Origin of the sequence: Bdellovibrio sp. HCB209, assembly GCF_047306065.1 — a bacterium.
Classification (GTDB): domain Bacteria; phylum Bdellovibrionota; class Bdellovibrionia; order Bdellovibrionales; family Bdellovibrionaceae; genus Bdellovibrio.
Genome location: NZ_CP178618.1, coordinates 2,045,395 through 2,069,425 on the forward strand (window position 1 = coordinate 2,045,395; position 24,031 = coordinate 2,069,425).

A 24,031-nucleotide genomic window follows, 5' to 3' on the forward strand; every position below is an offset into this window, starting at 1 on the left:
ATTTGATGGCTTTCACTATCGTAGGACGGAGTTCAATGCAACGAGACAAAAAAATGGGGCTCTGCGTTAGAGCCCCAAGTCGAACTAGTTAACTTTAACAGATTCGCAGTTAGGAACGTTCAATTGTTTGTTGAACAAGAACTTTTCGTAACCGTTTTTAGTGTGAAGAGAGCGAGAAACTTTAGCAGTTACAGTCAATGGGTATGAGCCAGAGATAACTTTGTCTTCGCAATTACGGTGTTCACCTTTAACGTCCCAGTTGCATTCCCAAGCAGTACGAGTGTAGTTGATTGGAGTAGTCAAGTATTTAGAACCTTTGTAGATTTCTTTACGTTGGTTTTGACCCAAGTAAACAACGTCGTACTGAGCTACTGCTTTTTTAGTGCGAAGGTTAGCACCGTCAACACATACGAAAGTGTAGTCTACAGAAGAACCCATGAATACTGTGCCAGCTTCGATTTTGATTGTTGGGTCTTTTTCAAGAACTTCCCAAGAAGTGTCAGCAGAGTAGTTAGCTGCGAATGCAGAAGAAGAAACCATAAGAGCGATCATTGCTACGAATTTGTTCATTTTAATTCCCTTTGTTAAAAGTGTTTTTGTTTTAAAAACTTGTTCGTTTCGAATGAGATGGTGTTTCTCCTTTTCCGGCGGAAATGTAAATTCCAAATAAAAGGGGTTTTAGTGATTGATGGACAGACAAAACTTTGTCCAAAGTTTGCCGGGACAAAGTTTTGTTTGTCCCGCTTCTGGAGCCATTTTTAGGCGCACTGCGAAGCCGTATTGAGAGTTTTTTGATAATAGTTAGGACTCTGTTTAGGAATTTGCCTTACGCTCGAAGTACTGAAGGTCGACAAAAAGGCCCGAAACCAGGATTAAAGCGCGCTCTTCATCGCTTAAACCCATCTGAGTGAACTCAATTTGAAAGTTATCAGCATCCATAAAGGCTTCTTTGAAAAGCCCTGACCACTTTTTACGAACAACGGCGATCTGTCTGGAACCTTTAAAGATCGGGAATGTCCAAAACTGCAAAAAGCCCGATTCCATCGTCAGCAAAACTTTGCCTTGAGGAGTTTCGATATCAAATTTCTTTTTGAAGATACCAAAGCGCTGCTGAATAGCTCCCAAAAAGCGTCCACTATCGGCATGCACTTCTAAGCGCTGAAAGAAAAATCTAAAGGGATGTCTTGCGGTCAGAACATGCCGACGTTGATTATTAAAAAAGTGCAGATCAAAGGATCTCCAATGCCCCAGGAAGTGGCGAACGATCATACCTAGAAAACCTTGGGATTGTTCTGCACAAAAGCCGACCACTCCACCGTGCTGATCACAAATCTCATACTTGTTACGGGTTTCAAATCCCAACAGCTCCCCGAGTTCTCTACGTTGGCGAATGATAAGTTGGTTTTGATCTTTAAGAGTCTCTAGTAATGACATGCAGTTATTCTACACACCTCCCCCAGTTAGGGAAGACACTTTTTGTATTAAAACAGAGTGTGGACATTTCTAAATCAGACGATAATAATCTGGTTCATGGGAGGTCTGCTATGAATATCTTTTTATGGATTCTACAAGGAGTGATGGCTCTTCACACTTTGGCTGGTGCTGTTTGGAAACTGTCCCACACGGCAGAGCAAACCATGCCCTCACTTGGAGTTATCCCTCCCCCGATTTGGTCTGCCATGGGCGGATTAGAAGTGATTGCGGCGCTGTTTTTAATTGCTCCACTGTTTAAAAAACGTTGGTTCAAACTTGTTCCCATCGGGGCAGGCTTTATCGTTTTGGAAATGATCGCATTCTGCAATATCCACTTAATGAACGGCACGAACGACAACAGTCCTATCTACTATTGGGTTGGAGTTGCGTTGATCAGTGCGATTATTCTGATTGGACGACTTTATAAGATGTCTCCTAAGGGAGGACCCATCGCCGCTGGACCTTTGACTTAAGAAACATTACTGACCTCATCGAAACTAGACTCGAAAAAGCTGCATTTTCGAGGAAAAATTCCGATTGTAATGAAGATTTCTTAACAACACTTGTTCTAGGCCGTTTATGAAAAAGATCCCGTTGCAGCTGAAGCTCTTATTAAACATCTTGGTATTCGCAGCTCCGATCATCGTTCTGACTGTGCTGATGTATCGCTCTGAATCCGTAAACATTGATTTTGCACTGAAGGAAAAACTGGGGACTCAGTTGCAACGTCCTTATGAGGATGTTCTGCAAGAACTCGATTCCGCCCGTCGCGGAAACTCAAATGATCTCAATAAAAAAATGAATGAGCTTAAGGCTGTCTATAGTGAAGTCGGCCCTACTCTTTCATTTGATAAAGAAAATCTGAGTAAAAGGAAGCGCGAGAACGCAAGCTTCGAATTCCTCTCTGAACAGATCAACAAAAAGAACTGGGATGATGCTACAGCATCCATTAACACAGCAATCACTCACCTGGGTGACATTTCCAATCTGATTCTTGATCCAGATTTAGATAGTTACTATTTGATGGACATCACGCTGCTCGCTTTGCCTCAAATGCAAAACCGTATTCAGACTATTTTGCAAAACAGCGATGTTTTCTTTAACGGCGAACTTACCACGGCTACAAAAATTCAAGCGGCTCTCTATGCGACTCAGTTGGAAGAGTCTGATTTGAATCGTGTGGTTGCGGATGCTCAAACGGCGATCAATGAAGATCCTAACTTTTATGGAACTTCGGAGAGCCTGCAAAAGAATATCCCAACAACAGTCACGGCCCTGACTGATAAAACTAAAAAGGTTATTGAAAGTCTGCGCGCTATTTCTCGTGGCGAGTCTGTGGATAAAGCAGCCTTTGATACGATGACGACCACTGCCCTCACTCAGTCTTTTTCGACTTGGAAAGACGCCGTGAATGAACTCGATGTTCTTCTCCACAACAGGACTTCTGCTTTGCAGGCGGGACGCCAACAGTCCTTGATCTATTCAAGCTTAGCCTTGTTGTTTGCGGTATTACTATCTGTCGTGATTGGTCTAAGTATCCACCAAAGTATTAATGCGATTTTAGCGTCTGTGCTTAAACTGAAAGAAAGCTCCGAGACCTCTGGCTCTATCAGTGCACATTTAAATACGATTACTTCGAATGTGAAATTGCGTATTCAAAGCCAAGCACAAGGGGTTGAACAAACTGCTGCTGCAATTGAAGAGATGAACAGCATGATCAACCTGAGTGCTGAAAACTCCAAGGAAGCTTCGGAGATGGCGGTCAAAGCCAACCTTGCGGCGGAGTCGGGACAAAAGCAGATCATGGGTGTTTTGAATTCCATGGCGGATATCAATGCGGGCTCTAAAAAGATCGTCGATACGGTCTCCGTTATTGATGACATTGCCTTTCAAACGAATCTTTTGGCATTGAATGCATCGGTTGAGGCTGCTCGCGCTGGCGAGCAAGGTAAAGGCTTTGCTGTGGTTGCGGATGCGGTTCGCACGTTGGCGCAAAAAAGTGCTGTCTCGGCTAAAGAGATCAATGAACTTTTAAAATCGAATGTGGAATTGGTCAGTTCAAGCCAACGACGAGCGGACGAAGCGGCTTCCATGCTCAATGATATTGTTAGTTCAATTAAGAATGTTTCAACTCTAAGTAACGAAGTGGCAAAAGCCACTGAGGAACAATCGATTGGATTAGCACAAATTGCGAAAACCATGTCGACTTTTGAAAAAGAAACTAACGACAATCAAGACAATATGAACGAGGTCGCTGAGGCTTCTAATAATATCTTAGAACAGTCTGATACTTTGAATTCGATCATTGTCAGCCTCGAAACGGAAGTTCGAGGCCAGTCTAAATAATTTCCTAGGACCGCGGGACTATTGCTCCTGCGGGTACCATTTTAGCTTTGCGCCATCCCAATAGATATAAGCGGATTTAACGTACTCTTCGGCAACCAGAAGGCTGTCGCCCTTAGCCTTAGGAGCTTTCCCCGCCCCTTTGCTTTTTTCGATTTTACCTTTGTGCAACTGCCATGTCGTCATCCAGATAAAATCATCGCCGCCTTTATCAAGCTTTGTTCCCGCACCCACGACAGCGGATTTACCAGAGGAGAACTTGATTTGAATCCCGCGCTTCTTGGCGGCACCCTCCACTAACTCTGCCGTATCCAGCTTTCCGTCCCCATCGAAGTCGCCTTCGATTTTGCAGGGCTGCACAAAACAATGTGAAGTGTAGGATTGCTCTTTGGCTTGAGAAACCGCTGCTAATGCGCTGATGATTAAGACAACCAAAATGTTTTTCATAGCTTCACCGTTTTTCCTGTTACTTGCCCTTGCTCAAAATCAATTTCACAAGCTTTGATGATAGTTACATTCGGATGAAACTGCACCAGCATTTTCCCTGAAGTAAATCCTGCGGACTTAGAGGGAGAGAATGTGCCCTTATTAGCGCCGTTGATAACTTCGCCACCAGGACCGCTGAATGTTAGATGCTCAAATGAGGAAGCCCCCACCGACTGCATGACCTCATCAACAGTTTTTCCATTTTGGATAGACTCACAAAAGGCTGTTGCATCGGCGTCAGCATTAGAACTTGCTGATTGCTTCTTAAACACAACCAATAACACGATTGCGACAACAACAATGACCACAGCTGAAATAACTTTTTTATTTTGCATACATTGATGCTCAGTTTGAAGCATCAATATTGTCAACGATTTAACCGCTCAATTACCAAGAGTTAGCATAAATTAATTGTAAAAATATTTATTTAAATTTCTTTCACGCACCTAAAGCCATCTACGTTTTATTTGATTCTGCAGGGATTTTTATAAGACTTTTATTTGAGATTGATATCGCAGACTGGCAGCTTCGCGCACATCTAAACAAAGGAGTTCAAAATGAAAATGTTCTTGTTGTCTATATTAACTATCGCTTCTGCTCAATCTGCATCTGCAGCTATCTCTCAAAATTCCTCTTGGGAAGAGATCCTGGCAGCTAAGGGTTCATATGTTATCCACTCTCCAGTGGTTTACATGGGTCGCGCTATTGACTATACATTCGTTTGCCGCGATGGAGCGAACCTTCACACGAAAGCGCCTGTAGATATCGTTTATGCTATTCAAGAAGGTGCCGGACGCACAGTATTCCAAGTGGTTGGCAGCGAAGTTCTAACTACGCCAATTAATTTTGTTCAAACTGAAGACTTCTGTGATTCATCAGGCAATAAAACGATCTGCAAACCTATGACTTACAAAGGTACTTACCCGATGACAGTTGATATCCAAGTAGGTCAACAAGTTGGTAACGGTAACGAAACTTTGCTTTTCACTAAATCATACACAGTACCTGCGTGTGACTCCGCATCAGTTCAATAGTATCTAAGATTACGTTGTTGTAGAAGCAAGAGGTCACTCCTGTGCCTCTTGCTTCGCTTTTATCTGTGAGGCACACTTTATCCAGTGGAGGTCCTCAATGGCTGCAATTCCTCAACCTAATAATCCCTTCTTACAACATATGGGCATCAACCTTTTGCAATGGTCTGAAGGTTACGCTGAATTTGAAATGCCGATTCAGGATTGGCATATGAATCGCCAGGGGGCTTTACAAGGTGGAGTCGTTTCAACATTGGTGGATGCAGCTTGCGGTTACGCAGGTCTTTACTCCCCTGCTGGCAGCCCGGAAGTTCATGGCGTGACGATCACATTGAATGTGAACTTTGTCTCGAGTACTAAAAAAGGACGTTTGATTGCTAAGGCCAAGAAGATTGGCGGCGGTCGTAATATCTTTTTCGCAGAGGCGGAGGTTTACTCCGATGAAGGAATCCTTATCGCTTCAGGACAAGGATCCTTTAAATATCGTCGCTAAATTAACGAGATTGTTTGAATTTTCTTTTAAGATCTTCAGTCGTTTCGTGGATTGCGGCCTTTAAAACAACTTCGAATAGCTCTTCAGGATCGACTTTGTACATGTTGCCGATTTTTTTAAGTGTATCAATCGGAGGATTGGAAACATTGCGCTCCCAGTTTGAAATAAACTGAGGAGTTGAATAACCAAGTTTAGTTGAAACATCGCCTTGAGAAAGACCAGCAGCTTCGCGTGCAGATTTTAGAAAGTCACCAAGTGTAATCGCTTTACCCATCAATCCTCCACCTACTGTTGATGATAGAGATATTGAAAATACGGTCAATACATCTTTAATTAATTCAAAAAAATTTTTCTCACAAAAAAGTTATTCTCCGAATGAAAATATACATTTTTATGTTTGTTTATTTAGTCTAGGTGCGCAGATGCAATGTTCAAAATATCTGTATTCGTTGAAGTTAAATTCTTAATTTTTATGCGTAAGAAAATCACTGCGAATCTTACTGAAGATCACAACAACGACGACGACTGAACTGATTTATTCAAATAAGGTGGCCGATAAAAAACGGGATTGGTGGAATTTCGAAGATACGGTTATCGAGGTGCCTGAGCCGGAGCTTGCAGGGAGGGAGCCGCCGGAAGAGGTGACTTTTGCACGTCTTTCCCCCAAATGTAGCCCACAAAATAAGCAAAACAGCCTATAAGGGCCAATAACATCCATTTTTTCGCGCGGTTCATCAAAATTGCTTTCATTTTTTTAGTTTTAGCCGTTGACAAGAGACACTGGCAACAGTAATTTTGGCTTCTCTTTGAGCGCGGGAGTAGCTCAGTTGATAGAGCGATGCCTTGCCAAGGCATAGGTCGCGGGTTTGAGCCCCGTCTCCCGCTCCAATTTTTTTGGATAAAATTTTAAAACCCCGATAGCAATATTGGGGTTTTTCTTTTTCTAGCTATTGTTTCTTTTTATAAAGTTCGCGATTCTTCTTCTTACGTAGTTCAAATTCGTCCTCTGACATATTGGCATCTCGTCTGCTATGACAGCCTGCTATCCCAAAATGAGACTCTTGCCGGATGTATACAACATCTACAGCTGAGCGCGTAAAACGTAATAGTTGTACATAAAGTTCACACGGCTTCCCATTTGGTTACCGCTGAGATTGGCACGCCCGGTGGAAGACTAAGTGATTATGAAAAACCTTTTTGCTTTTTTAATAGTTCTTCTGAGTCTTTTTAGTCAGCAAGTCTTTGCACAAGAACATACGATTCTTCGCGAGGTGCCTGCTGCTTCTCGAGCTTGGCGCGAACAAGTGACTGAATCCGATTTCAGAGAACTTCTAGCTTTAAAATCTAAAGAATTACCCGAGATGTCACAGCTTTGGGAGCATCTTGAAAAAAATCCTGAGGCACGCGGACAGGTATTTTTAGCTGGTGGGATCTTGCGAGGCCTCATGAATTGGCTTGATCTTGAATTACAAAAACATCCTCTTTCGGAGGTGCGAAAAATTCCACCTCCACGTATTCATAGTCTTATTATTGAGGGCGCAGATAAGGATATCTTTATCCTAGGTGATCTTAAGAAGGAAACATTGCCTCATACATACTCTTATTGGTGGGATGTTCTCGAACGTGAAATTCTTCAAGAAGTTGTCAAAACAGGCGGAGCGAAATTGGATAAGATGGGCGTCAATCCGTATGGCGTCAGTGATCCAGTTAACGCTCTTCAGGATTTTTTAAAGGGCCGTATTGAGTTTGTAAATGTTAACGAAGCTTTATTTGCAAAATTCCGAGGAGAGAGTGAGAAGATTGTACACAACACCAAAATGGCATTAGTTTTAAGACACCTTAGATTCTTAATCGCAATGGAGGGGGTTGAAATCAAAGCTAGTGATTTAAAATCTCTAAGTGTTGTTCTTAAAGATGAAGAGGCGCTTTTGAAAGACCGTGTCGGTAGTCGCCATTTTATTGAAAAAGCCCTTCAAAAATTAATTGCGCAATCTAGAACGAGTAACGTCAATTACCTTTCAGTTCTTCGGGACGCCGGGGCGTTGGGTATTTTGAATAGGAATGGTTTTTTGCCGCCTGGTAAGACATTTCCCATTTCGACAATTCGTCAAGCATTCGATCAAAAACGCTCGGACCGCATGGATCTGTTAGACATTTATATGCGATCATCGGAAGCCGATGGGAGAGTTGCACTTGAACTGATGGACCAGGCCGCGCGGGAAGCAGCTACGGTTCAAGAGTTTTTCAGAGCGTTGGATCTGAGAGTTAAATTTCCTCCTCAATGGTTTGTTGATCAGGTTGCTGATTTGTGGATTAAAAATGCAGCCCACTTTATACTCCTTCGACCTAATGCCGATGATTGGAGAAAGGTCGAGAGTGCACTTTCTGATTCGGAAGCAGGCAAGACCCAAGGACGCAGAGTTCTGTCAGAGATGAGTAAGCAATGGCATACAACTTCAGCGGTACGCTGTGAAGCTGTGTTTTTATAGCTATTTCGTATCGTCATATAAATCCCTGGTGCTGTTGCCCTGGGGATTAGTGAGTCTGTTGGATTTTGCGTCGCGCTCTTTTTGATTGGCTTCGGCTCTTTGCTTTTCTTTCATCTGCTGTTTTACGTCTTCTTTGTTTTCAAAAGTTCGATCTCTTTGCAGACGAGTTTTCACGCCGTGAATTTCAGCTGTCGGCGCACCCTCTTTGAGTTTTTGATTAAGATCAGCGTGATCCTTCGCGACTCTTTCGCGAGCTTCAGTGCGTTCTGGGGATTCATCAGCACGCGGAGGCGGAACATCTTTTTGTGTTTTTAAAATAGACTGATCGGCCAAAGCCATCGACGAAACAAAACTAAGAATTAGAAAAGCGTGGTAGTTCATAAACTGCCTCCTTGTCGCTGAAATAGAATAACGACAAGAAGGGTTCGAGGCATTTTGTATATTTGCAGACCGAAACGGTCTTATGATCAAAGAAGAAACAAGAAACTTAAACTAAAAACACCCACCGCAGCGAGTTTGATCCATTCGTACTTAGTAAACATCAAATGATGATGGACCATTCGCTTTTCAAAAGCAAACCCTAGAGCGAAGAAATAGACCGCAATTGTGCGGTTTTATCATTGATGTTCGACTTCAATGCGAGTTTCTGTTTAGGAGTCAGGTTCAACATAATTTGCGAGACTAATTTTTGTAGATTCAGCTGATACACTTCGTAAGCTGCACGATATTCAGGCATATCAAACTTATCTGCTTGAGTTGTATAATCCCTCACAAATTTTTTCATCTCATCCATTGAGTCTTGATGAGTGATGAACTCTTTGAAAATGTAAGCTTTATTCTTAGCTTTCAACTCAGAGGGATAAGGAGACTTCTCAACACTCTCTGCAATCCACTGCTCTTGTTCTTTGGTCAATGTTCCCAAAAACATTTCAAAAGCATCCGCGTATTTTTCACGCTGAGTCTTTTGCAGTTTCGCTGTGTTTTGTGCTTTCTCGATGTCCTCTTGGTTCTTTTTATTAAAGGACTTCTTGAAGTACTCTATCTGACTTGCTTTGGTATTACTGATAAAATCCACAGCCGTCGTTGCGAAGTGCGAATTGATTTGATCAACATCTTTAAAGAATGAAGCGAAGTACACGGCAACCTTGCTATCACTTAAAGTACCACTTTCGATGTCTTTTTGGATACTCTCTAAGCGCTCTGTCCATTGCGGAAGCAAAGATGTTTTTAAAACACCCAGGTCTTTCTGAATATCTTTTTTGAGGGCTTTGCTTTGCGCAGAGGAAATATCGAAATAGTCATCCACCTTAGAGGCAATATAGGTATCCGCCCATCGGTAGGCCATATCCAGGCGACTGCAACCACAAATAAAAAGGACACCAAGAACCAACGTAAGATAGATCTTTTTCATGCAACCTCTTCCTATCAAGGCTATCAAATCCTTGCTGGAAGCGGGAAACAGAGTGATCTATCCAGACCTTGGCTCTAGGGAAAGTTATGCATTTTCATATTCCGCAGTATTAAACATGGCTCGGATAGTCTGCCGGAGGCGGTTCCACCGTGGAAGCGTCTTTAGATGTCATCGACCCTGGAAGTTTATCTGCCAAGATATCCATACGCTCCACAATCGGTGGACGTGCAAACAAATCCGGAGCACGGGAAATCATCGCTGCCGCCACTTTACCTTCCAAATGCGCACGACGTGCGTATTCATCAGGGAAAGCCGCAAACAATGAAAACGTCGAAGGGCCGATTCTGCATGCGAACCACGAGGTCGATCCCATCTCATCACGCACCCATGGGAGGGCATCGCGCAGAAAGTTCTCAACTTCAAATTCTCGTCCCGGCTTCGCTTCTAAATGGATGTAAAGTCCCAACGTTGTCATAGCAACTCCTTGCCATCACGATACTTTTTCTAGGAAGTGTCTCCAAGTGAAACGATGTTGTTTCTAATCAGGTAAATTTTAGGAAATCTTTGATGTGTCCCTTCTTAAGTCCTGAAAAACTCCGATAGGAACTCCATAAGGCCCCGATGAGGGACCAACATCAAGGAGTTCAGTATGTTAAAGTTCACAGCTAAGATCGCACTTGTAGCAGCATTTTTGGGTTTGGGCGCTTGCGCAACGACACAGTATGAAGAGCCGCGTTCTCCACAAAGCGTGACTGAAGATGAGTCCGCAAAACCAAAACCATGGCACTATCCGTTTGTGCAAAAGGGCGCTTCAAAAACGTCTTACTACTAAGACTGATTTGAAATTCCATGAATTGAAAAGACCGGGTGTAAACTCGGTCTTTTTATTTACAGCGTACGACAAATCTCCGCCCTGTCTCATCTTGAGACACCCTCTCCGCCGCCATAATTAATACCGTGAACTTAAAGTCCTCCCAATTGGTATCAAATTTGAACATCCCTGCAATATGGGAAAGATCCGCTTTCTAGCTATTGCTATTATTTCAAGCCTTTTGGGAATCGCTTCAGCGCATGCTGCGGGCGAAGTGACGCTTTATCAATGGCTCGCGACCGGGCATATGTCAGCCCCACTGATCCTTCCCGTTAAGTCTGGCGAGACACCCGAAGCGGCGGCAGAAAGATATTTTTCTAATTTAGAAAAACATCCCGATCTTATGGAGCTGTTTCAGGGACAACGCCCCGCTATCCGTGTCGAAAACCTCACGCCCCTAAGTCTTGAGAGAGAAAATCGCGCTCTGCTGATCGCAAATCTTCCTAAAGACTACGGAATGAATTCGCAACGCGTGAATAATTTTAAACGTATCTTTAAGCAAGCGGGACATATTAGCTATCTCCTCCCGATCAATGCAAACTTAGGTCTGACACTCGAAGAAACACGCAGCATGTTTAATAAGATCTCTGAGAGCTTCCCGATGATGGTAGCTATGGGTGGCGACGACGTAGAGCCATCGATGTACAAAAAAGACAACTATCACTCACGCAATACAGTCCCCACTCGTGATCAATTTGAAATCTCTTTGATCAAGAGCTATGTGGCCGCAGAAAAAGGATTCTTGTTAGCAGTTTGTCGAGGTTCACAAATCACATCCGTGGCTTTGGGTTATAAGCTTTTACAAGATGTCCCTGTACAAGTAGGCCCCGAACTTCCTCACGGGAATGACTGGCATGAGATCAAGGTCAACAAAACCACTCATGGTATTCTTGCATCCCTATTGCCACAAGGCTCAGACAAGCTATTCGTAAACTCTCTGCACCATCAAGCTGTCCAATTCAAACCGGGTGGCCCTTTAGAACTTGCTGCAACGGCGGCGGATGGGGTGACTGAGGCCACGGAGTTTAAGAATGGTCGAGGTATCTTACTTCAATTCCATCCTGAGCTTATGGAGAATGAACTGGGTGATAAAATCCTCTATAAAGTTCTGAAGCAAAAGACGAAAGTGATGCCGCCAAGCTGCTCTAAGGTCTTTTAGATCAAGGTCTAAATTTCTGCACGAAATTTGAACACTCCCCATATTCTGCCGATCTCATACCTACATCTTTCAAAGGTAGGGCGTTATGAGATTGAGCTTTTGGATGACGGCTTTTGCATTTACATCTTCATTGGCAACCAACGTTGCCCAAGCACAGACTGTCGAAATCATGTGGGCTGGGAGTGAGCATCTTTCATTGGGTGAAAGTGGTGCCTTCGCAGCTTGCCGAGATCTAGGAATATCAAAGGCGGATTGTCCGGTTATCAACATTCCCCGCGCAGATAAAAAAGTTTCCTTCCGTTACGGTGAGATGCTGATGTCAGCAGACTTCTATAACAGTCCTGACGAGCTTTACGTCGATAAACGTAAAGGCATCAAACATGTTATCGAGTGCACTCACAAAGAAATTCATGGCGAGTCTTCTGCTAGCTGCAACAACCTAGGCACAATCATCGCAATGCCAAAATACTTGGGCGTAGTGACTAAGAACTACAACCACTTCGGTTGGTACAACATGAAAGACTATGTGAAGTACCATCAACAAGCGATCGACAAGGCCCTTGAGTCTTACGAGCTTCGCGATTCAAATCCCGCTAAGAGCGTTACACTTTTCCAACAAGCCATGGTTGCGAATGCTTTCGCCGATCATTATCTGACGGATGCATTTTCTTCAGGACATGTTCGCGTTCCTCGCGTGCAAGTTGTTGAGTGGGCGAAACAAAACCTTAAGGGCTTCTTAAAAAAGAATCGTGGTGATTTGCTGACGATGCTTATGCATGACAACGAAAGTATCAACCTGCGTACCGGTGCCGACGACGGTTTGCCTGTAGCGAACTCCCAAGGCGACAAATGGGTGACTCGTGGTGATGGTCATTTGCATATTGATGAAAATCCATTTGATCCAGTTCGTGTTCATCCTGAAAATGCGGTTAGAGAATCCGTTAAGGAAGTTTTGATCGCGGGCCTTTATGGTATTGAACCGACGGCAACATTTGCCGCGGCTTGGATTGTGCCATTCCACCAAGACCTGCCGATGTCAGAAAAGTTCTCTCCGGAACATCAGCAGATGACGAAAATGAAACTCGTGAACTCGTTCTTTAAAAAACAGCCAATCATTCGCGCCACTCCTTTTGTGCGCTATGATTTGGGTCTTTGCTTAGGTGCGCTGCCTCAGATTTTCTCTGAGTTCAGAAAGGCCGTAAATAAGGACATTAAAGCAGACCCTGAGCTTTCCCGCCGTCTTCCTGCTGGCTACGTCGAAGCCTTCCGTAACGTTAATTAGCAAGAGCAGCAGCACTTTGTTGCATTGGCTCGTGACTCCCTAGATGCTATGAGTTAATTCCTTAGCATCTGTGGGGGATTTATTAAAAAGCACGTTATATTCGCATCGTTGTTTTCTGCTGTTTTAGCTATCGCTCTTCTGTTTGCTTTGAATTGGTATCAAAACCGCCAACCCGAATTGGGTGGTAACTTTCAAGCCAACTTTAACGGCACATCTTGGAACTTTTCTGACGAGCCTAAATCTTTAAATCTTTTATATTTCGGTTATGCAAAATGCCCTGACGTTTGCCCGATGGCTTTGTCGTTTACGGCAGAGGCTTTTAAAGGCCTTACAGATGAAGAAAGAAAAAACGTTCGTATGATTTTCGTGAGCGTTGACGTTGAACACGACACTCCCGCTAATGTTGCAACCTATGCTCAGCAATTCAACCCAGACTTTATTGGATTAAGTGGCACTAAAGAGAACATCGACACAGCGGTGCATTTATTTGCAGCCAGCTATATCGAGGAAAAAGATCCAAAATCCTATCTTGGATATTCCATTTCTCACTCAGATCGTATTTACTTTTTAAATAAAAAAGGCATCGTCCTGGACACCCTGCCGAACCCACGTTCTGCAGAATCAATTGTTACAAAAATAAAGGAGCACCTATGAAATCTATGATTCTTTCAGCAGTAATGGTTTTGGTTTCTTCCGCAGCGCTAGCGGCAGACATTGAAATTACCAACGCACGTATCTTCGTTCCAATCAAAGGAACAAACACAACAGCTGGTTTCGGCACTATCAAAAACACGACAAAATCTGAAGTGTCTATTAAAGTCGTTGAAGCAAAACCGTTCAAAGCGGTTGAGCTGCATGAGTCTTCTGAAAAGAACGGCCGCATGACGATGGCTAAAATGGAAACTATCAAAATCGCAGCTGGCCAATCATTTGAACTAAAACCAGGTGGCCACCACATCATGCTTTTCGACGCTGAAAAACCAGTGGAAGAAAAACAAAGCATCGCAATCAAATTGATGGTGAACAACAAGGAACAAACTGTAAACTTCCCAGTGGTTTCTCGTTTAACTAAAGAAGCTCCTGCTGATAAAAAAGAAGAAGCTCACCACCATCACTAAGATCTCTTACCAGGGAAATAAAAAAGGCTGTCCCAAAGACAGCCCTTTTTTATTTTAAAGAGTCGTTTTAAATCGTTGCCAACTAAACCCAATGGCAGCAACGGCCATAGCAGCCAGGATCGACACATCAAAAAGGATCAGGTTCGCATCCCCGCCCTTCAGCATGATATTCCTTAAAAGATCGATGTAGTACGTAATGGGATTTACGTAAGAAAACATCCGCATCGCCCACGGCATATTTTCAATCGGAAATGCCAAACCTGATAACAACATCGCAGGCAGCAGGAATAAAAACCCACCCATCATCGATTGCTGCTGATTTTTAGCGAGTGTTGAAATCATCAGACCAATACCCACAGTACAACAAACGAACATCACAGATGCCAGCATCAACACCAATAAACTTCCGCGCATAGGAACACCGAATAGGAATACAGCCACGGCCAGGATCAAAGGAACATTACTCATCCCTAAAATCACGTAAGGCACGGTCTTCCCCATAATCACTTCTTCAGGTTTGACGGGCGCCGCAATCAAGGTCTCGAACGTGCCGAGTTCCTTTTCTTTGGTGATCGACATGCTGGTCAGCAAAATCGTAATCAAGCAAACGAGCATGCTCATCACGCCCGGAACCAAGAACAAAGCTGTGCGCATCGCGGGGTTATAAAGAACCCGTACATCGAATTCTAAGGGAGGTGCAATCTGAGATTTGTTCCTTTGCATTTGAATCTGCGTGATATAGCGTTCGATACTTTGTCCGCGAGTTACATTGGTGGCGTTGATCAAAAGTTGCAAATGCCCCTCACCACGCCCGATGCTCTTATCTAATCCACCTGGCGGCGCCACTAGGACAGCATCAGCCTCGCCCCCTTGTACTTGAGTGTATGGATCTGAAGTGCTCACCTTGGCCGGAATAAACCATCCTGAGGCAATGCAATCACGATACAACTCCATCAACGCAGAATCCGTAGGCGCACCGAACACACTAAGTCTTATGTTACGCGCCTCCGTCGATAAAGCGGTCGCAAAAATAGTGAGCTGAATACATGGAGCCAAAAACAAAAGAATGCGCATGCGCGGGTCACGCAAAGTTTGCAGCATTTCTTTTTTCATAAATCCCATCAAGGTCTTCATGGCTCGACATCCTTTTTAAACTTACGCGCGGCGATGGCTAGCATTCCCACTAACAACAGGCAGAGCATTCCAAATGAAGGCAGGATTTGCCAAAAGCCACTGCCCTGTAAAAAGAGCTCGCGACTGATTTTAATAAACCATCGCGCAGGCAAGATCATGGTGAAGTAATAAAAGAATGGCGGCATATGCTCGGTCGGAAAAATAAATCCTGACAGAAGCATTGAGGGCAATAGTCCCGATAGCATCGCAAACTGCATACTAAGCTGCTGACTGCGCGTCACCACTGAGATCAAAAGACCTTGAGCTAAATAGGTGCACAGAAAAATCAAAGCCGAAAGCATATACAAAAAGAAACTTCCACGGAACGGAACCTGGAAGACCGACTTAGACATCATAAATACGAACAGAATCGAAACGATCCCCATGACAGCATAGGGCAAAAGTTTTCCGATGATAATTTCAATGGGCTTGACCGGAGTTCCTAATAACAACTCCATCGAACCATTTTCCCATTCTCTCGCAACAGTTAAAGCCGTTAACAAAATCGAAAGAACGGCGATAATAACGGCGGCAAGTCCAGGCACCACGAACCACTGACTATTCAGCTCGGGATTAAAAAGAAATCTAGAATGAATTTCCACGGGAGTTTTTAACACAAGTCCCGGAAACTCTTTACTGAGTGCAAGCTTTTGCACTCCCCCTAAGTACCCGACAACGGAGGCCGCAGAGGAATTGTCAGCACCATCAATTAGGATTTGTGCCTTAGCCTGACGATGAGGCATGAGGTCTCGCGCGAATTCAGGCTTAATGATCAAAGCCGTTTTAGCGCGCCCACCATCTAAGGCTTCGATTGCATGGGCGGGACTGTACACGGCTTTTGGAATAAAATAATTAGAACTAACAAAGGAGTCGATCAGGATTCGCGATTCCACTGTTTTACTGCCGTCATATACAGCTAATGGAATTTTATCCATATTGAATTCAATCGCAAAACCGAAAAACAAAACCATCACGATCGGCATGATGATCGCAACGGCCATCGTGAATGGATCGCGTACAATCTGATAGACTTCTTTACGAGCCACCGCCCAGATGGAGCCCTTCATCATGAGGCACCTTCAACTTGGGCAATAAAGACGTCTTCCAGAGTAACACTCTTAGGATTTTTATCCGGGAAGCTGGCTTTTTTTAAATTTACTGGAGAATCCAGAGCAATCAGCTCCCCATCCTTCATCAAAGCAATACGCCCGCACTGCTCGGCCTCATCCATGTAATGAGTCGTCACGAAAACGGTTTTACCACTCGCCGCCAACTCACGAATCAAGCTCCAGAACCTTTGGCGATATGCGGGACTCACACCCGCCGTCGGCTCATCCAGAAAAACCACCTGCGGATCATGAAGCACAGAGGCCACCAGACTCACCTGCTGTTTAATCCCGCCCGGCAAATCCCGAACCATAGTTTTTTCAGATCGTTGGAATTTAATAAAATGCAGAAGCTTTTCTTTTTGCTCTTTGAATTTCTTATCGTCGAGTTTACGGAGTGAAGCCGTGAACGCTAAATTTTCAGCCACGGTCATATCATCATACAGAGTAAACTTTTGGGACATGTAGCCCACTTGCTGTTTTACCGCTAACGAATCCGCGCTCACATCCAAATCACAGACATTAGCATCACCTTCGCTGGGAATCAGTAAGCCACACAAAACACGAATCGTTGTGGTTTTGCCAGCTCCGTTGGCGCCCAAGAATCCAAAGATCTCCCCGGACTCCACAGCGAAAGAAACATTTTTAACCGCATAGAAGTCGCCAAACTTAACAGAAAGATTTTTTACTTCGACGGATTTCAAGGGGCCGCCTCCCCTGTTGGTTCTTCTAACGAAGAATCATAGCGTAAGAACACTTCATCAAAGGTATGGCAGTTTTCTTTGTGCAAGATTTCTTGCGGAGGACCTTCTAGCAAAGTCTTGCCATCAAATAACAGATGCACGTCTTCGCACTTCAAGGCTTCATCCATATAGGATGTGGTTACTAGAATCGTGATTTTTTCTTGCTCGCGGAATTCATAAAGTAATTTCCAGAAGTCGCGACGGCTCAACGGATCGACACCATTGGTGGGCTCATCTAAAAACAAAACTTCAGGTGACGCTAGCAAAGCACAGGTCAGACCCAGCTTTTTATACATTCCACCCGAAAGCTGAGAAGCCAGTCGATCTTGAAAGGGAGTAAGCCTGGTCATTTCTAAAAGTTTTTTTCGGCGCTCTTGATAAAACTGCTCGTCGATTCCATACAGAGTTTTAAAAAACTCCAAATGTTCATGAATACTCAATTCACCGTAAAGACTTTGTGTCTGTGGCATGTAAGCCATTTTTGAACGAACCGCTGCAAAATCTGCGCGTTGCTCTTGATGAAAATACTGAATCTCGCCTTGATCTGGTTTTAGCAAACCCATCAAGTGGCGTATCAAAGTCGTCTTACCGGCTCCCTCGGGGCCGATAATTCCATGAACCAACCCATCAGCGAACGTCATGTCGAGTCCTTTGAGGGCGGGCACGGTCTTCATTTTTTTATGAAGATTACGAACCTTTATTTCCATTCCAAAGTCATTCCCGGTTTCAGGATGCCTTCTTTATTTTCAAAACGAATCTTTACGCCATAGACCAAGCGCGTGCGCTCATCGCGAGTTTGCACATTCTTAGGCGTGAACTCTGCCTCGGGATTTATAAACTCAATAACTCCCGGGAATTTCTTATTGTCCATTTCAGGTAAGGTCGCTTCGACCTGTTGATTCATTTTCAAAGAAGCGATTTCATCGTGAGGCAAATAGAAGTAGGCATAGACCTCTTCCAGATTTCCGATCGTGAATAACTTCGCCCCCGGATTTACCATCTCGCCTTCTTCAAAGTACTTGGTTAAGACAGTTCCTTTAAGAGGCGACATCACTTCACACCAGCCGACGCGGGTTTCAAGATCGTCTTTTTTACTGCGAACCTGATCGAAGGCTTCGGCCGAGATATTGCCACTGCGATAAAGGTTGTTGTTACGGCGATAATTCGATTTAGCTAATTCATAGCTGATTTTTATGTCTTCGCAGGAAAGCGACAAAAGCTTTTGGCCTTTTTCAACGACCATGCCTTCCTTCACTGGCAACGAATCGATCACAGCCTGAACACGAGCAGGAATATCGACTTTAGTGACCTCCACTGTTCCGGCATAACTAAAGCTTGTTCGGAATAAATACTGGCGAATTAGAAAAGCGACAATGATAAGAACAACGATAACAACGACAGGAATAATCTTCTTTTTGTTCATGCTAAAAGGCTAGACCTTCACAAAAGAGAACACAATCGAGAAAATAAAAAAAGCCGATGCTATTAAACATCGGCTTTTTATTCTTAGCTTAAGCTAACTCCAACAACTAGTTGTTGCCTGGGAAGAACCAGCAAAGAGGTCTTGTACCAACAGTCTCACGTGGGCTGTAGCAAGAACCTTGTTTGTAATCTGTGTCGCTCAAGCGCTCAGAGATTGCAACCGGGCACAATGCACCTTGGAAGTATGTATCCAAACGGCATTGAGTTTTAGGATGAGAATCATCAGTGCGACGAACTACAGTTTTATCTGGAGTATCGAATTTTGGAGCAACTTTATCTTTAGAAAGATCCATGAATAGGTTAGCTACTTGCTGACCAGCTTCAGTGATTCTTTGGCAGATCAATTGATCTTGAAGATTGCTGTATTGAGTTTCGCAACCAGCTTTAGCAACTGGATCGATAGTCATACCAGCAACGATAGCTGCGTTGTCGTCTTCAGCGAAGAACAAACGTAGACATTTCAAAGAAGCGAAATAGTCTGAAGCGCCTTCGTTAGAAGCCCATGCACCACCGTACCAGCTGTTGATTTTAGGAGCGCCTGCGTTATGGTGACCCATCTCGTGGCAAGCTACTAGAGCCATACCTTCAACACCGATCGTTTTATGACGAGCCAAACCGCCGTACATATTAAGAACGCGTGTGTTACCTTGTCTTTGAGCTGATGCGTTTACAGTGCCATCAGTCCACAAGCGATTGATTTTCAATTTATCGCCAGCAGCTTCAACTTCTGGTTTGTAGATCTTTTCGATACGATCCATAACCATCATGAATTCATCTTGAGTGATACCGCCAGTAGCATACAAACCTACAGGAATGTACATTGTGTTTTCCGGTACGAAACCGTGGCAGCCTTCTTCCGTGTGCGTTGAGAACGTGAAACCAACTGTTGCAACTAGTGCGATAACAGCCAATCCGCGACGTAGTGTCGAATTTGTCATGACTACTCCCCTCCTTGAGTCTAGACGTTGGAAAAATGCTACTCTTAAGTCCGCAACAATTACAAATATAAAACTTTAGTCCTGTCGCACAGCAATAAAAAACCCAACAAGCAAAACATTAGTATGGAGTCGGGGTCATGGACTTTCGGGGGTCTTTTTGTCTCATAAAAAAGCGAGTCAAGAAAATTTGTAAAAGAACGATAAAGGTAATTATAAGAGGAGCCCAGTTTATGAATAGTTTGAAATCTTGGTTTCGCGGTCTTCGTGGAAAGTTATTGTTCTCTGCTTTCTTGCCAGTGATCGCGTTCACATTGATGACGGTTGTCGCTGTTCGCAGCACAAACAAATTAGGTGAGATGCTTAATGCAGCCTATACCGACATCGTTCCCAATATGGATGCCTTGGGACAACTCGCGATGCAACGTGCTCGCGTAGGTTATTTCTTCTGGGCATCTTTGGGAACACACGGTCCTTCCCGTGAAACGTTCATCAAAAAAACAGCAGATGCTTGGGCGGATTTCAAAGAAGCACAAGCTTATTACGAAAAAACACCATTTGGTGAAGAAGAAACTAAGAACTACCAAATCGTAAAAGACAACAAAGCTAAGTTCTATTCATTGACTGAGTCTTTGATGGAAGATTTGAAAAAGCAAAATGCTGAGGTTGATGCCGCAGTTCAGAAGTCACTAAATGGTGGCGAGTGGCACATCATCGCTCAACAAGTTCAAAAAATGTCTGAAAAGAACTTTAAATACTATCAAGACGTTGCTGACGAAGCGAACAAACAACAGGTGGCGGACCGTAAAGCTCTAACACAAATGTTGATCTTGATTGCGGGCGCTTCGATCTTTGCTTTGTTTGGTATCTTGATGTGGATTGCATACCGCGTATCTAATACAGTTAGCGGCATCGCTTCTAAATTGACTGATTCCGGCAGCCAAGTTTCCACGGCTATCAATCAGTTGTCTGTGGCGGGTCAAACTCTATCCACGGCTTCTACAGAATCTGCAGCTTCCCTTGAGGAAACTGTCGCTTCCCTTGAAGAGATGTCTTCAATGGTTAAAATGAATTCTGATAACGCGAAACAAGCTGCGAGCCTTTCACAGACTTCAAAAGACTCTGCGGAAGAAGGTCAAAAAGAAATGGCTGCATTGATCCAATCTATGCAAGGCATCTCTCAGTCTTCTAAAAAGATCGAAGAGATTATCAATGTTATCGATGATATCGCCTTCCAAACGAATCTTTTGGCCCTGAATGCTGCGGTTGAGGCTGCTCGTGCAGGTGAACAAGGTAAAGGTTTTGCCGTGGTTGCTGAGGCCGTTCGTGCCCTGGCTCAGCGCTCTGCCGTTGCGGCAAAAGACATCTCTGTTCTTATTAAAGACAGTGTCAGCCAAGTGGAAAACGGCGCTAAAGTAGCAGACCGTTCTGCTGAGGTTCTAAATACAATCGTGACTTCCGTTAAAAAGGTTTCTGACCTTAATAATGAGATCTCTGCGGCAAGCTCTGAGCAAACAACAGGTATCTCTCAGATCTCTCAAGCGATGAATCAATTGGATGCTGGTGTTCAAGGCAATGCGGCGTCTTCTGAAGAAATCGCAGCTTCCTCTGAGGAAATCTCTGCTCAAGCGGAATTGATGCGTCGACTTGTATCTGATCTAAATGAAGTTGTTGCGGGCGAGTCAGAAACTGCCCCAACAGAATTCCGTCACTCTGAAAAGTCTGAAACGGTGGCAAAAGTGCTTCCGTTGAAGGCAAAAAAATCGCAATCCCCGGCCCCTGCGTCAGCAAAAACTAGCGCAAAAGCCCCGGTTGCGAAAAAGTCACAGAGCAGCGAAGCTGCGGCGATGATCCCATTTGATGATGAGGGTCCTCGCGGTAAAGTCGGCACAACGGATGGCTTTTAATCCGTTGCCGAGCTTCCCGGCTTAGTATTACTATCATGGGGCATGAAAATTCCATTTAACTTGCCCCCACATAGTCAGAACGAAGAAAAATACATTTCTCAGGCCATCGCCAACCGTAAGTTGTCTGGCGAAGGCTCTTTCAACAAAAAAGTTGTCGAATGGTTTAAAGCTCATCTTGGTTGCGAGATGGCTGTCGTTACCCCAAGTTGCACATCTGCACTTGAGATGGCGATGGTGCTTGCTGATATCGGACCTGGCGACGAAGTGATTCTTCCTTCATTTACGTTCACCTCCACTGCCAACGTTATTGCTCTTTATGGAGCGACACCGGTTTTCGTCGATGTTGATCCTAAAACGATGAACATCAATGTTGATGCGATGGAAAAAGCCATCACGCCAAAAACTAAAGCAGTGATGCCCGTTCACTACGCCGGCGTTGCTTGCGAAATGGATCGCATCATGGCCTTGTCTGAAAAGCATGGCTTCGTGGTTGTGGCTGACGCTGCTCAAGCGATCTTCTCTTCTTATAAGGGTAAACCGACAGGAGCTTGGGGCCACATGGCTGCTTACAGCTTCCATGAAACTAAGAATATCGTCTGCGGCGAAGGCGGAGCCTTGGTTATCAACGATGCACGCTTTAAAGCCCGTGCTGAAATCGTTCGCGACAAAGGCACAAACCGTCAGCAGTTCCTCAATGGCCAAGTTGATAAGTACACATGGCAAGACAAGGGATCTTCTTACCTTCAATCAGAATTGGCTGTGGCGTTTCTGCTAGCACAATTAGAAGAGGGCGAAAAGATCACGTCTCACCGCCTGACTCATTGGAATCAATATCACCAGGGCTTTGCAGATCTTGAAAAACAAGGTCGCCTGAATCGCATGCAAATTCCTGGGGATTGCCAAGGCAACGCTCATATCTATTATTTCATGTGCAAAACCGCTGAAGAGCGTACAAAGCTTTGGTCGTTCCTTAAAGAAAACGACATCCAAGCAACTTTCCACTATGTGCCTTTGCACTCTGCACCAGCAGGGATCAAATATGGCCGAGTGGCAGGTTCAATGGAAATCACCGATGATTATTCGGCTCGTTTGCTGCGTATGCCGATGTATGCGGATCTAACGAAAGAAGAAGTCTCTTACGTTATCAATAAGGTTCACGAGTTTTATAAATGAAACCGGTGCGCGTCCTTCATGTGATTCATTCCTATGCTTGGGGTGGCTTGGAGCTTTATAGCACTGAGTTGATTCGCCATTTACAAAGCACCAACATCGAACAACACGTTCTTTGTTTTGAGGGATCGCGCATTTATAAAGAGCTTTCTGCTGCCGGGGTTAAAGTCATCCCTACACCAGGCCTTAAAGTCTCAAAGTTTGCGGCGATGGCTTCGATTCGCTCCGCGATTAAAAAGCACAACATCACTCACCTGCACTCCCACACTCGTATTGATATGTGGGCTTGCTCTTTAGCTCGCTGGTTCCGCACGGACATTAAACATGTCTATAATCTGTATATGAATGCGGTCCCTAAGCAGGACTTCGTTCATCGTGCCTTGTTTGCCCGAGTGGATGCGCTATGTAGTTCTTCTGAAGATATCCTAAAGGATGTTAAACAGAACTTTCCGATTGATCCGCACAAGCTAAAGCTAGTTCGCTATGGCCGGGAAACTGACAAGTTTCATCCTTACCCTGAAGAGCGCGAAAAAATCCGCGATCACTATCATGCAAAACCAGGACAAATGGTGATCGGAACACTTTGCCGTATTGATGCGGGTAAAGGAGTGCGTGAGGTCGCTGAGTCTTTGGATTACCTATCAGATGATGAGCTTTCCCAAGTTCAGATTTGGATTATTGGCGACCGTACGGTCCTAGGCCAAAACGAAAAAGGCGAAACTGTCTTTGAGCCAGAATCACAAGCTCTTTATGAATGGCTTAAGACACGTGCTGAAAGTGAACGCTTTAAGGGACATCTCTTCCATATCCCATTTCAAAAAGACTATGTTCCTTATATTGATGCGCTGGATGTATTCACACTTGCTTCGTATAATGAAACCTACTCTTTAAGTGTCATTGATGCCTTGATGATGGGTAAACCTGTGATCGGCACTAACGCTGGAGGCACTCCAGAACAAGTCGGCGGATCAGAGCGTGGAATCTTGGCAGAGCCTCGCTCGGGGCAATCCATTTCAGACTGCATTCGCTACTACCTAAAAAATCCCGACAAGGCTCGCAAGCACGGCGATAAGGGTCGCGAGTGGGCTCTTCACAATCACAATTGGCCGAACACCTTGAAGCATTTCACCGAGCTTTATCAGAAGATCTAAGCAAAATGCTTCACTCTGAAACGTTGAACTTCGCGACATCGTAAGGAGTTCAACACTATCCCGCTAAGCCTGTGAAATCAGGTGCTCCCTGTGACTCCAACTAGTTAAAAACACGAAATTAAGGAAACAATTCCCCTATCTTTAGAGCGAAATTACGGGACTTTCACGAGTGTTCCACTCGGCACGGCCTTTGTATATTCATCTAATT

27 protein-coding genes, 1 tRNA gene and 1 pseudogene are annotated in these 24,031 nt (G+C 44.2%); 14 read left to right on the forward strand and 15 right to left on the reverse strand.

Annotated elements, in window-relative coordinates; translation table 11 throughout:
- Positions 1 to 84: 84 nt before the first annotated feature.
- Together ACLVWP_RS09985 and ACLVWP_RS09990 are read right to left on the reverse strand one after the other, a co-directional pair.
- Positions 85 to 570, reverse strand: coding sequence for a hypothetical protein (locus tag ACLVWP_RS09985; protein ID WP_413557096.1), 486 nt, complete (start codon positions 568 to 570; stop codon positions 85 to 87).
- A 243-nt stretch (positions 571 to 813) separates the two neighbouring features.
- Entirely contained in the window at positions 814 to 1,434 is a 621-nt protein-coding gene (locus ACLVWP_RS09990) for a phospholipid scramblase-related protein (protein WP_413557097.1), read from the reverse strand.
- Between the two features lie 110 nt (positions 1,435 to 1,544).
- On the opposite strand from ACLVWP_RS09990, the gene ACLVWP_RS09995 reads away from it, so the two are divergent.
- A complete protein-coding gene (locus ACLVWP_RS09995; RefSeq protein ID WP_413557098.1) occupies positions 1,545 to 1,946 on the forward strand; it encodes a DoxX family protein in 402 nt (133 codons plus the stop codon).
- A 1,336-nt stretch (positions 1,947 to 3,282) separates the two neighbouring features.
- Positions 3,283 to 3,819, forward strand: a pseudogene (locus ACLVWP_RS10000) (methyl-accepting chemotaxis protein); the annotation flags it as partial.
- Positions 3,820 to 3,837: 18 nt separating this feature from the next.
- Here the strand turns inward: ACLVWP_RS10000 and ACLVWP_RS10005 are convergent.
- Together ACLVWP_RS10005 and ACLVWP_RS10010 are read right to left on the reverse strand one after the other, a co-directional pair.
- Positions 3,838 to 4,263: a hypothetical protein gene (locus ACLVWP_RS10005; RefSeq protein WP_413557099.1), complete on the reverse strand. Its 426-nt coding sequence runs from the start codon at positions 4,261 to 4,263 to the stop codon at positions 3,838 to 3,840.
- Complete coding sequence (locus ACLVWP_RS10010; protein ID WP_413557100.1) at positions 4,260 to 4,637, reverse strand: hypothetical protein; 378 nt, start codon at positions 4,635 to 4,637, stop codon at positions 4,260 to 4,262. Before ACLVWP_RS10010 ends, ACLVWP_RS10005 begins: the two co-directional genes overlap by 4 nt.
- Before the next feature lie 222 nt (positions 4,638 to 4,859).
- On the opposite strand from ACLVWP_RS10010, the gene ACLVWP_RS10015 reads away from it, so the two are divergent.
- Both ACLVWP_RS10015 and ACLVWP_RS10020 read left to right on the forward strand, forming a co-directional pair.
- A complete protein-coding gene (locus ACLVWP_RS10015; protein ID WP_413557101.1) occupies positions 4,860 to 5,336 on the forward strand; it encodes a hypothetical protein in 477 nt (158 codons plus the stop codon).
- A 97-nt stretch (positions 5,337 to 5,433) separates the two neighbouring features.
- Positions 5,434 to 5,826 (forward strand): PaaI family thioesterase, encoded by a 393-nt coding sequence (locus ACLVWP_RS10020; protein ID WP_413557102.1) that lies wholly within the window; start codon positions 5,434 to 5,436, stop codon positions 5,824 to 5,826.
- A 1-nt stretch (position 5,827) separates the two neighbouring features.
- Here the strand turns inward: ACLVWP_RS10020 and ACLVWP_RS10025 are convergent, their stop codons facing one another.
- Positions 5,828 to 6,100, reverse strand: a complete 273-nt coding sequence (locus ACLVWP_RS10025; protein WP_413557103.1) for a helix-turn-helix domain-containing protein — start codon at positions 6,098 to 6,100, stop codon at positions 5,828 to 5,830.
- Between the two features lie 317 nt (positions 6,101 to 6,417).
- Positions 6,418 to 6,576, reverse strand: coding sequence for a hypothetical protein (locus ACLVWP_RS10030; RefSeq protein WP_413557104.1), 159 nt, complete (start codon positions 6,574 to 6,576; stop codon positions 6,418 to 6,420).
- A gap of 62 nt (positions 6,577 to 6,638) precedes the next feature.
- Between ACLVWP_RS10030 and ACLVWP_RS10035 the strand changes: the two genes are divergently transcribed.
- Positions 6,639 to 6,714: transfer RNA gene (locus ACLVWP_RS10035), tRNA-Gly, on the forward strand.
- 296 nt (positions 6,715 to 7,010) lie between these two features.
- Positions 7,011 to 8,315 (forward strand): hypothetical protein, encoded by a 1,305-nt coding sequence (locus ACLVWP_RS10040; protein ID WP_413557105.1) that lies wholly within the window; start codon positions 7,011 to 7,013, stop codon positions 8,313 to 8,315.
- Here ACLVWP_RS10040 and ACLVWP_RS10045 read toward each other — a convergent pair whose 3' ends face one another.
- From ACLVWP_RS10045 to ACLVWP_RS10055, 3 genes are all read right to left on the reverse strand, one after another.
- Positions 8,316 to 8,696 carry a hypothetical protein gene (locus tag ACLVWP_RS10045; protein ID WP_413557106.1) on the reverse strand — a complete coding sequence of 127 codons (381 nt, stop codon included), beginning with the start codon at positions 8,694 to 8,696 and terminating at the stop codon, positions 8,316 to 8,318.
- 199 nt (positions 8,697 to 8,895) lie between these two features.
- Positions 8,896 to 9,726, reverse strand: coding sequence for a DUF6279 family lipoprotein (locus tag ACLVWP_RS10050; RefSeq protein WP_413557107.1), 831 nt, complete (start codon positions 9,724 to 9,726; stop codon positions 8,896 to 8,898).
- A gap of 109 nt (positions 9,727 to 9,835) precedes the next feature.
- Positions 9,836 to 10,201, reverse strand: coding sequence for a putative quinol monooxygenase (locus ACLVWP_RS10055; RefSeq protein WP_413557108.1), 366 nt, complete (start codon positions 10,199 to 10,201; stop codon positions 9,836 to 9,838).
- Positions 10,202 to 10,375: 174 nt separating this feature from the next.
- On the opposite strand from ACLVWP_RS10055, the gene ACLVWP_RS10060 reads away from it, so the two are divergent.
- The 5 genes from ACLVWP_RS10060 (at position 10,376) to ACLVWP_RS10080 (ending at position 14,156) form a co-directional block, all read left to right on the forward strand.
- Entirely contained in the window at positions 10,376 to 10,558 is a 183-nt protein-coding gene (locus ACLVWP_RS10060; protein WP_413557109.1) for a hypothetical protein, read from the forward strand.
- 175 nt (positions 10,559 to 10,733) lie between these two features.
- Positions 10,734 to 11,756, forward strand: a complete 1,023-nt coding sequence (locus ACLVWP_RS10065; protein WP_413557110.1) for a gamma-glutamyl-gamma-aminobutyrate hydrolase family protein — start codon at positions 10,734 to 10,736, stop codon at positions 11,754 to 11,756.
- A gap of 85 nt (positions 11,757 to 11,841) precedes the next feature.
- The gene (locus ACLVWP_RS10070; protein ID WP_413557111.1) at positions 11,842 to 13,038 is read left to right on the forward strand and encodes a hypothetical protein; all 1,197 of its coding nucleotides are present in this window, start codon (positions 11,842 to 11,844) and stop codon (positions 13,036 to 13,038) included.
- Positions 13,039 to 13,146: 108 nt separating this feature from the next.
- Entirely contained in the window at positions 13,147 to 13,692 is a 546-nt protein-coding gene (locus ACLVWP_RS10075; RefSeq protein ID WP_413557112.1) for an SCO family protein, read from the forward strand.
- The gene (locus ACLVWP_RS10080; RefSeq protein WP_413557113.1) at positions 13,689 to 14,156 is read left to right on the forward strand and encodes a copper chaperone PCu(A)C; all 468 of its coding nucleotides are present in this window, start codon (positions 13,689 to 13,691) and stop codon (positions 14,154 to 14,156) included. The genes ACLVWP_RS10075 and ACLVWP_RS10080 overlap by 4 nt, the downstream gene beginning before the upstream one ends.
- A 54-nt stretch (positions 14,157 to 14,210) precedes the next feature.
- Here ACLVWP_RS10080 and ACLVWP_RS10085 read toward each other — a convergent pair whose 3' ends face one another.
- The 6 genes from ACLVWP_RS10085 to ACLVWP_RS10110 all read right to left on the reverse strand — a co-directional run bounded on the left by ACLVWP_RS10085 (position 14,211) and on the right by ACLVWP_RS10110 (position 19,598).
- Positions 14,211 to 15,290 (reverse strand): ABC transporter permease, encoded by a 1,080-nt coding sequence (locus ACLVWP_RS10085; protein WP_413557114.1) that lies wholly within the window; start codon positions 15,288 to 15,290, stop codon positions 14,211 to 14,213.
- Entirely contained in the window at positions 15,287 to 16,399 is a 1,113-nt protein-coding gene (locus ACLVWP_RS10090) for an ABC transporter permease (protein ID WP_413557115.1), read from the reverse strand. The genes ACLVWP_RS10085 and ACLVWP_RS10090 overlap by 4 nt, the downstream gene beginning before the upstream one ends.
- Positions 16,396 to 17,139, reverse strand: coding sequence for an ABC transporter ATP-binding protein (locus ACLVWP_RS10095; protein ID WP_413557116.1), 744 nt, complete (start codon positions 17,137 to 17,139; stop codon positions 16,396 to 16,398). Before ACLVWP_RS10095 ends, ACLVWP_RS10090 begins: the two co-directional genes overlap by 4 nt.
- Entirely contained in the window at positions 17,136 to 17,885 is a 750-nt protein-coding gene (locus ACLVWP_RS10100) for an ABC transporter ATP-binding protein (RefSeq protein ID WP_413557117.1), read from the reverse strand. Before ACLVWP_RS10100 ends, ACLVWP_RS10095 begins: the two co-directional genes overlap by 4 nt.
- On the reverse strand, positions 17,876 to 18,601 hold the full coding sequence (locus tag ACLVWP_RS10105) for an efflux RND transporter periplasmic adaptor subunit (protein WP_413557118.1): 726 nt from the start codon (positions 18,599 to 18,601) through the stop codon (positions 17,876 to 17,878). The genes ACLVWP_RS10100 and ACLVWP_RS10105 overlap by 10 nt, the downstream gene beginning before the upstream one ends.
- Before the next feature lie 106 nt (positions 18,602 to 18,707).
- Positions 18,708 to 19,598, reverse strand: a complete 891-nt coding sequence (locus ACLVWP_RS10110) for a hypothetical protein (protein WP_413557119.1) — start codon at positions 19,596 to 19,598, stop codon at positions 18,708 to 18,710.
- 230 nt (positions 19,599 to 19,828) lie between these two features.
- Here ACLVWP_RS10110 and ACLVWP_RS10115 point away from each other — a divergent pair, with 230 nt between their 5' ends.
- Genes ACLVWP_RS10115 through ACLVWP_RS10125 form a run of 3 tightly spaced genes read left to right on the forward strand, consistent with a single transcriptional unit; the run spans position 19,829 to position 23,823 of the window.
- Positions 19,829 to 21,502, forward strand: coding sequence for a methyl-accepting chemotaxis protein (locus tag ACLVWP_RS10115; protein WP_413557120.1), 1,674 nt, complete (start codon positions 19,829 to 19,831; stop codon positions 21,500 to 21,502).
- Between the two features lie 42 nt (positions 21,503 to 21,544).
- A complete protein-coding gene (rffA, locus tag ACLVWP_RS10120) occupies positions 21,545 to 22,675 on the forward strand; it encodes a dTDP-4-amino-4,6-dideoxygalactose transaminase (protein WP_413557121.1) in 1,131 nt (376 codons plus the stop codon).
- Positions 22,672 to 23,823, forward strand: coding sequence for a glycosyltransferase family 4 protein (locus ACLVWP_RS10125; protein ID WP_413557122.1), 1,152 nt, complete (start codon positions 22,672 to 22,674; stop codon positions 23,821 to 23,823). The genes rffA and ACLVWP_RS10125 overlap by 4 nt, the downstream gene beginning before the upstream one ends.
- The last annotated feature ends 208 nt before the right edge of the window (positions 23,824 to 24,031 follow it).

What these genes read in the sequence shown, in the direction of transcription:
- ACLVWP_RS10070 (WP_413557111.1), top strand. Translation starts at nt 11,842, where the DNA reads ATGAGATTGAGCTTTTGGATGACGGCTTTTGCATTTACATCTTCATTG.
- ACLVWP_RS09990 (WP_413557097.1), bottom strand. Translation starts at nt 1,434, where the DNA reads ATGTCATTACTAGAGACTCTTAAAGATCAAAACCAACTTATCATTCGC.
- ACLVWP_RS10065 (WP_413557110.1), top strand. Translation starts at nt 10,734, where the DNA reads ATGGGAAAGATCCGCTTTCTAGCTATTGCTATTATTTCAAGCCTTTTG.
- ACLVWP_RS10045 (WP_413557106.1), bottom strand. Translation starts at nt 8,696, where the DNA reads ATGAACTACCACGCTTTTCTAATTCTTAGTTTTGTTTCGTCGATGGCT.
- ACLVWP_RS10020 (WP_413557102.1), top strand. Translation starts at nt 5,434, where the DNA reads ATGGCTGCAATTCCTCAACCTAATAATCCCTTCTTACAACATATGGGC.
- ACLVWP_RS10030 (WP_413557104.1), bottom strand. Translation starts at nt 6,576, where the DNA reads ATGAAAGCAATTTTGATGAACCGCGCGAAAAAATGGATGTTATTGGCC.
- ACLVWP_RS10110 (WP_413557119.1), bottom strand. Translation starts at nt 19,598, where the DNA reads ATGACAAATTCGACACTACGTCGCGGATTGGCTGTTATCGCACTAGTT.
- ACLVWP_RS10060 (WP_413557109.1), top strand. Translation starts at nt 10,376, where the DNA reads ATGTTAAAGTTCACAGCTAAGATCGCACTTGTAGCAGCATTTTTGGGT.
- ACLVWP_RS10105 (WP_413557118.1), bottom strand. Translation starts at nt 18,601, where the DNA reads ATGAACAAAAAGAAGATTATTCCTGTCGTTGTTATCGTTGTTCTTATC.
- ACLVWP_RS10055 (WP_413557108.1), bottom strand. Translation starts at nt 10,201, where the DNA reads ATGACAACGTTGGGACTTTACATCCATTTAGAAGCGAAGCCGGGACGA.
- ACLVWP_RS10050 (WP_413557107.1), bottom strand. Translation starts at nt 9,726, where the DNA reads ATGAAAAAGATCTATCTTACGTTGGTTCTTGGTGTCCTTTTTATTTGT.
- ACLVWP_RS09985 (WP_413557096.1), bottom strand. Translation starts at nt 570, where the DNA reads ATGAACAAATTCGTAGCAATGATCGCTCTTATGGTTTCTTCTTCTGCA.
- ACLVWP_RS10010 (WP_413557100.1), bottom strand. Translation starts at nt 4,637, where the DNA reads ATGCAAAATAAAAAAGTTATTTCAGCTGTGGTCATTGTTGTTGTCGCA.
- ACLVWP_RS10090 (WP_413557115.1), bottom strand. Translation starts at nt 16,399, where the DNA reads ATGATGAAGGGCTCCATCTGGGCGGTGGCTCGTAAAGAAGTCTATCAG.
- ACLVWP_RS10005 (WP_413557099.1), bottom strand. Translation starts at nt 4,263, where the DNA reads ATGAAAAACATTTTGGTTGTCTTAATCATCAGCGCATTAGCAGCGGTT.
- ACLVWP_RS10100 (WP_413557117.1), bottom strand. Translation starts at nt 17,885, where the DNA reads ATGGAAATAAAGGTTCGTAATCTTCATAAAAAAATGAAGACCGTGCCC.
- ACLVWP_RS10125 (WP_413557122.1), top strand. Translation starts at nt 22,672, where the DNA reads ATGAAACCGGTGCGCGTCCTTCATGTGATTCATTCCTATGCTTGGGGT.
- ACLVWP_RS10080 (WP_413557113.1), top strand. Translation starts at nt 13,689, where the DNA reads ATGAAATCTATGATTCTTTCAGCAGTAATGGTTTTGGTTTCTTCCGCA.
- ACLVWP_RS10025 (WP_413557103.1), bottom strand. Translation starts at nt 6,100, where the DNA reads ATGGGTAAAGCGATTACACTTGGTGACTTTCTAAAATCTGCACGCGAA.
- ACLVWP_RS10115 (WP_413557120.1), top strand. Translation starts at nt 19,829, where the DNA reads ATGAATAGTTTGAAATCTTGGTTTCGCGGTCTTCGTGGAAAGTTATTG.
- ACLVWP_RS10040 (WP_413557105.1), top strand. Translation starts at nt 7,011, where the DNA reads ATGAAAAACCTTTTTGCTTTTTTAATAGTTCTTCTGAGTCTTTTTAGT.
- ACLVWP_RS10085 (WP_413557114.1), bottom strand. Translation starts at nt 15,290, where the DNA reads ATGAAGACCTTGATGGGATTTATGAAAAAAGAAATGCTGCAAACTTTG.
- ACLVWP_RS10015 (WP_413557101.1), top strand. Translation starts at nt 4,860, where the DNA reads ATGAAAATGTTCTTGTTGTCTATATTAACTATCGCTTCTGCTCAATCT.
- rffA (WP_413557121.1), top strand. Translation starts at nt 21,545, where the DNA reads ATGAAAATTCCATTTAACTTGCCCCCACATAGTCAGAACGAAGAAAAA.
- ACLVWP_RS09995 (WP_413557098.1), top strand. Translation starts at nt 1,545, where the DNA reads ATGAATATCTTTTTATGGATTCTACAAGGAGTGATGGCTCTTCACACT.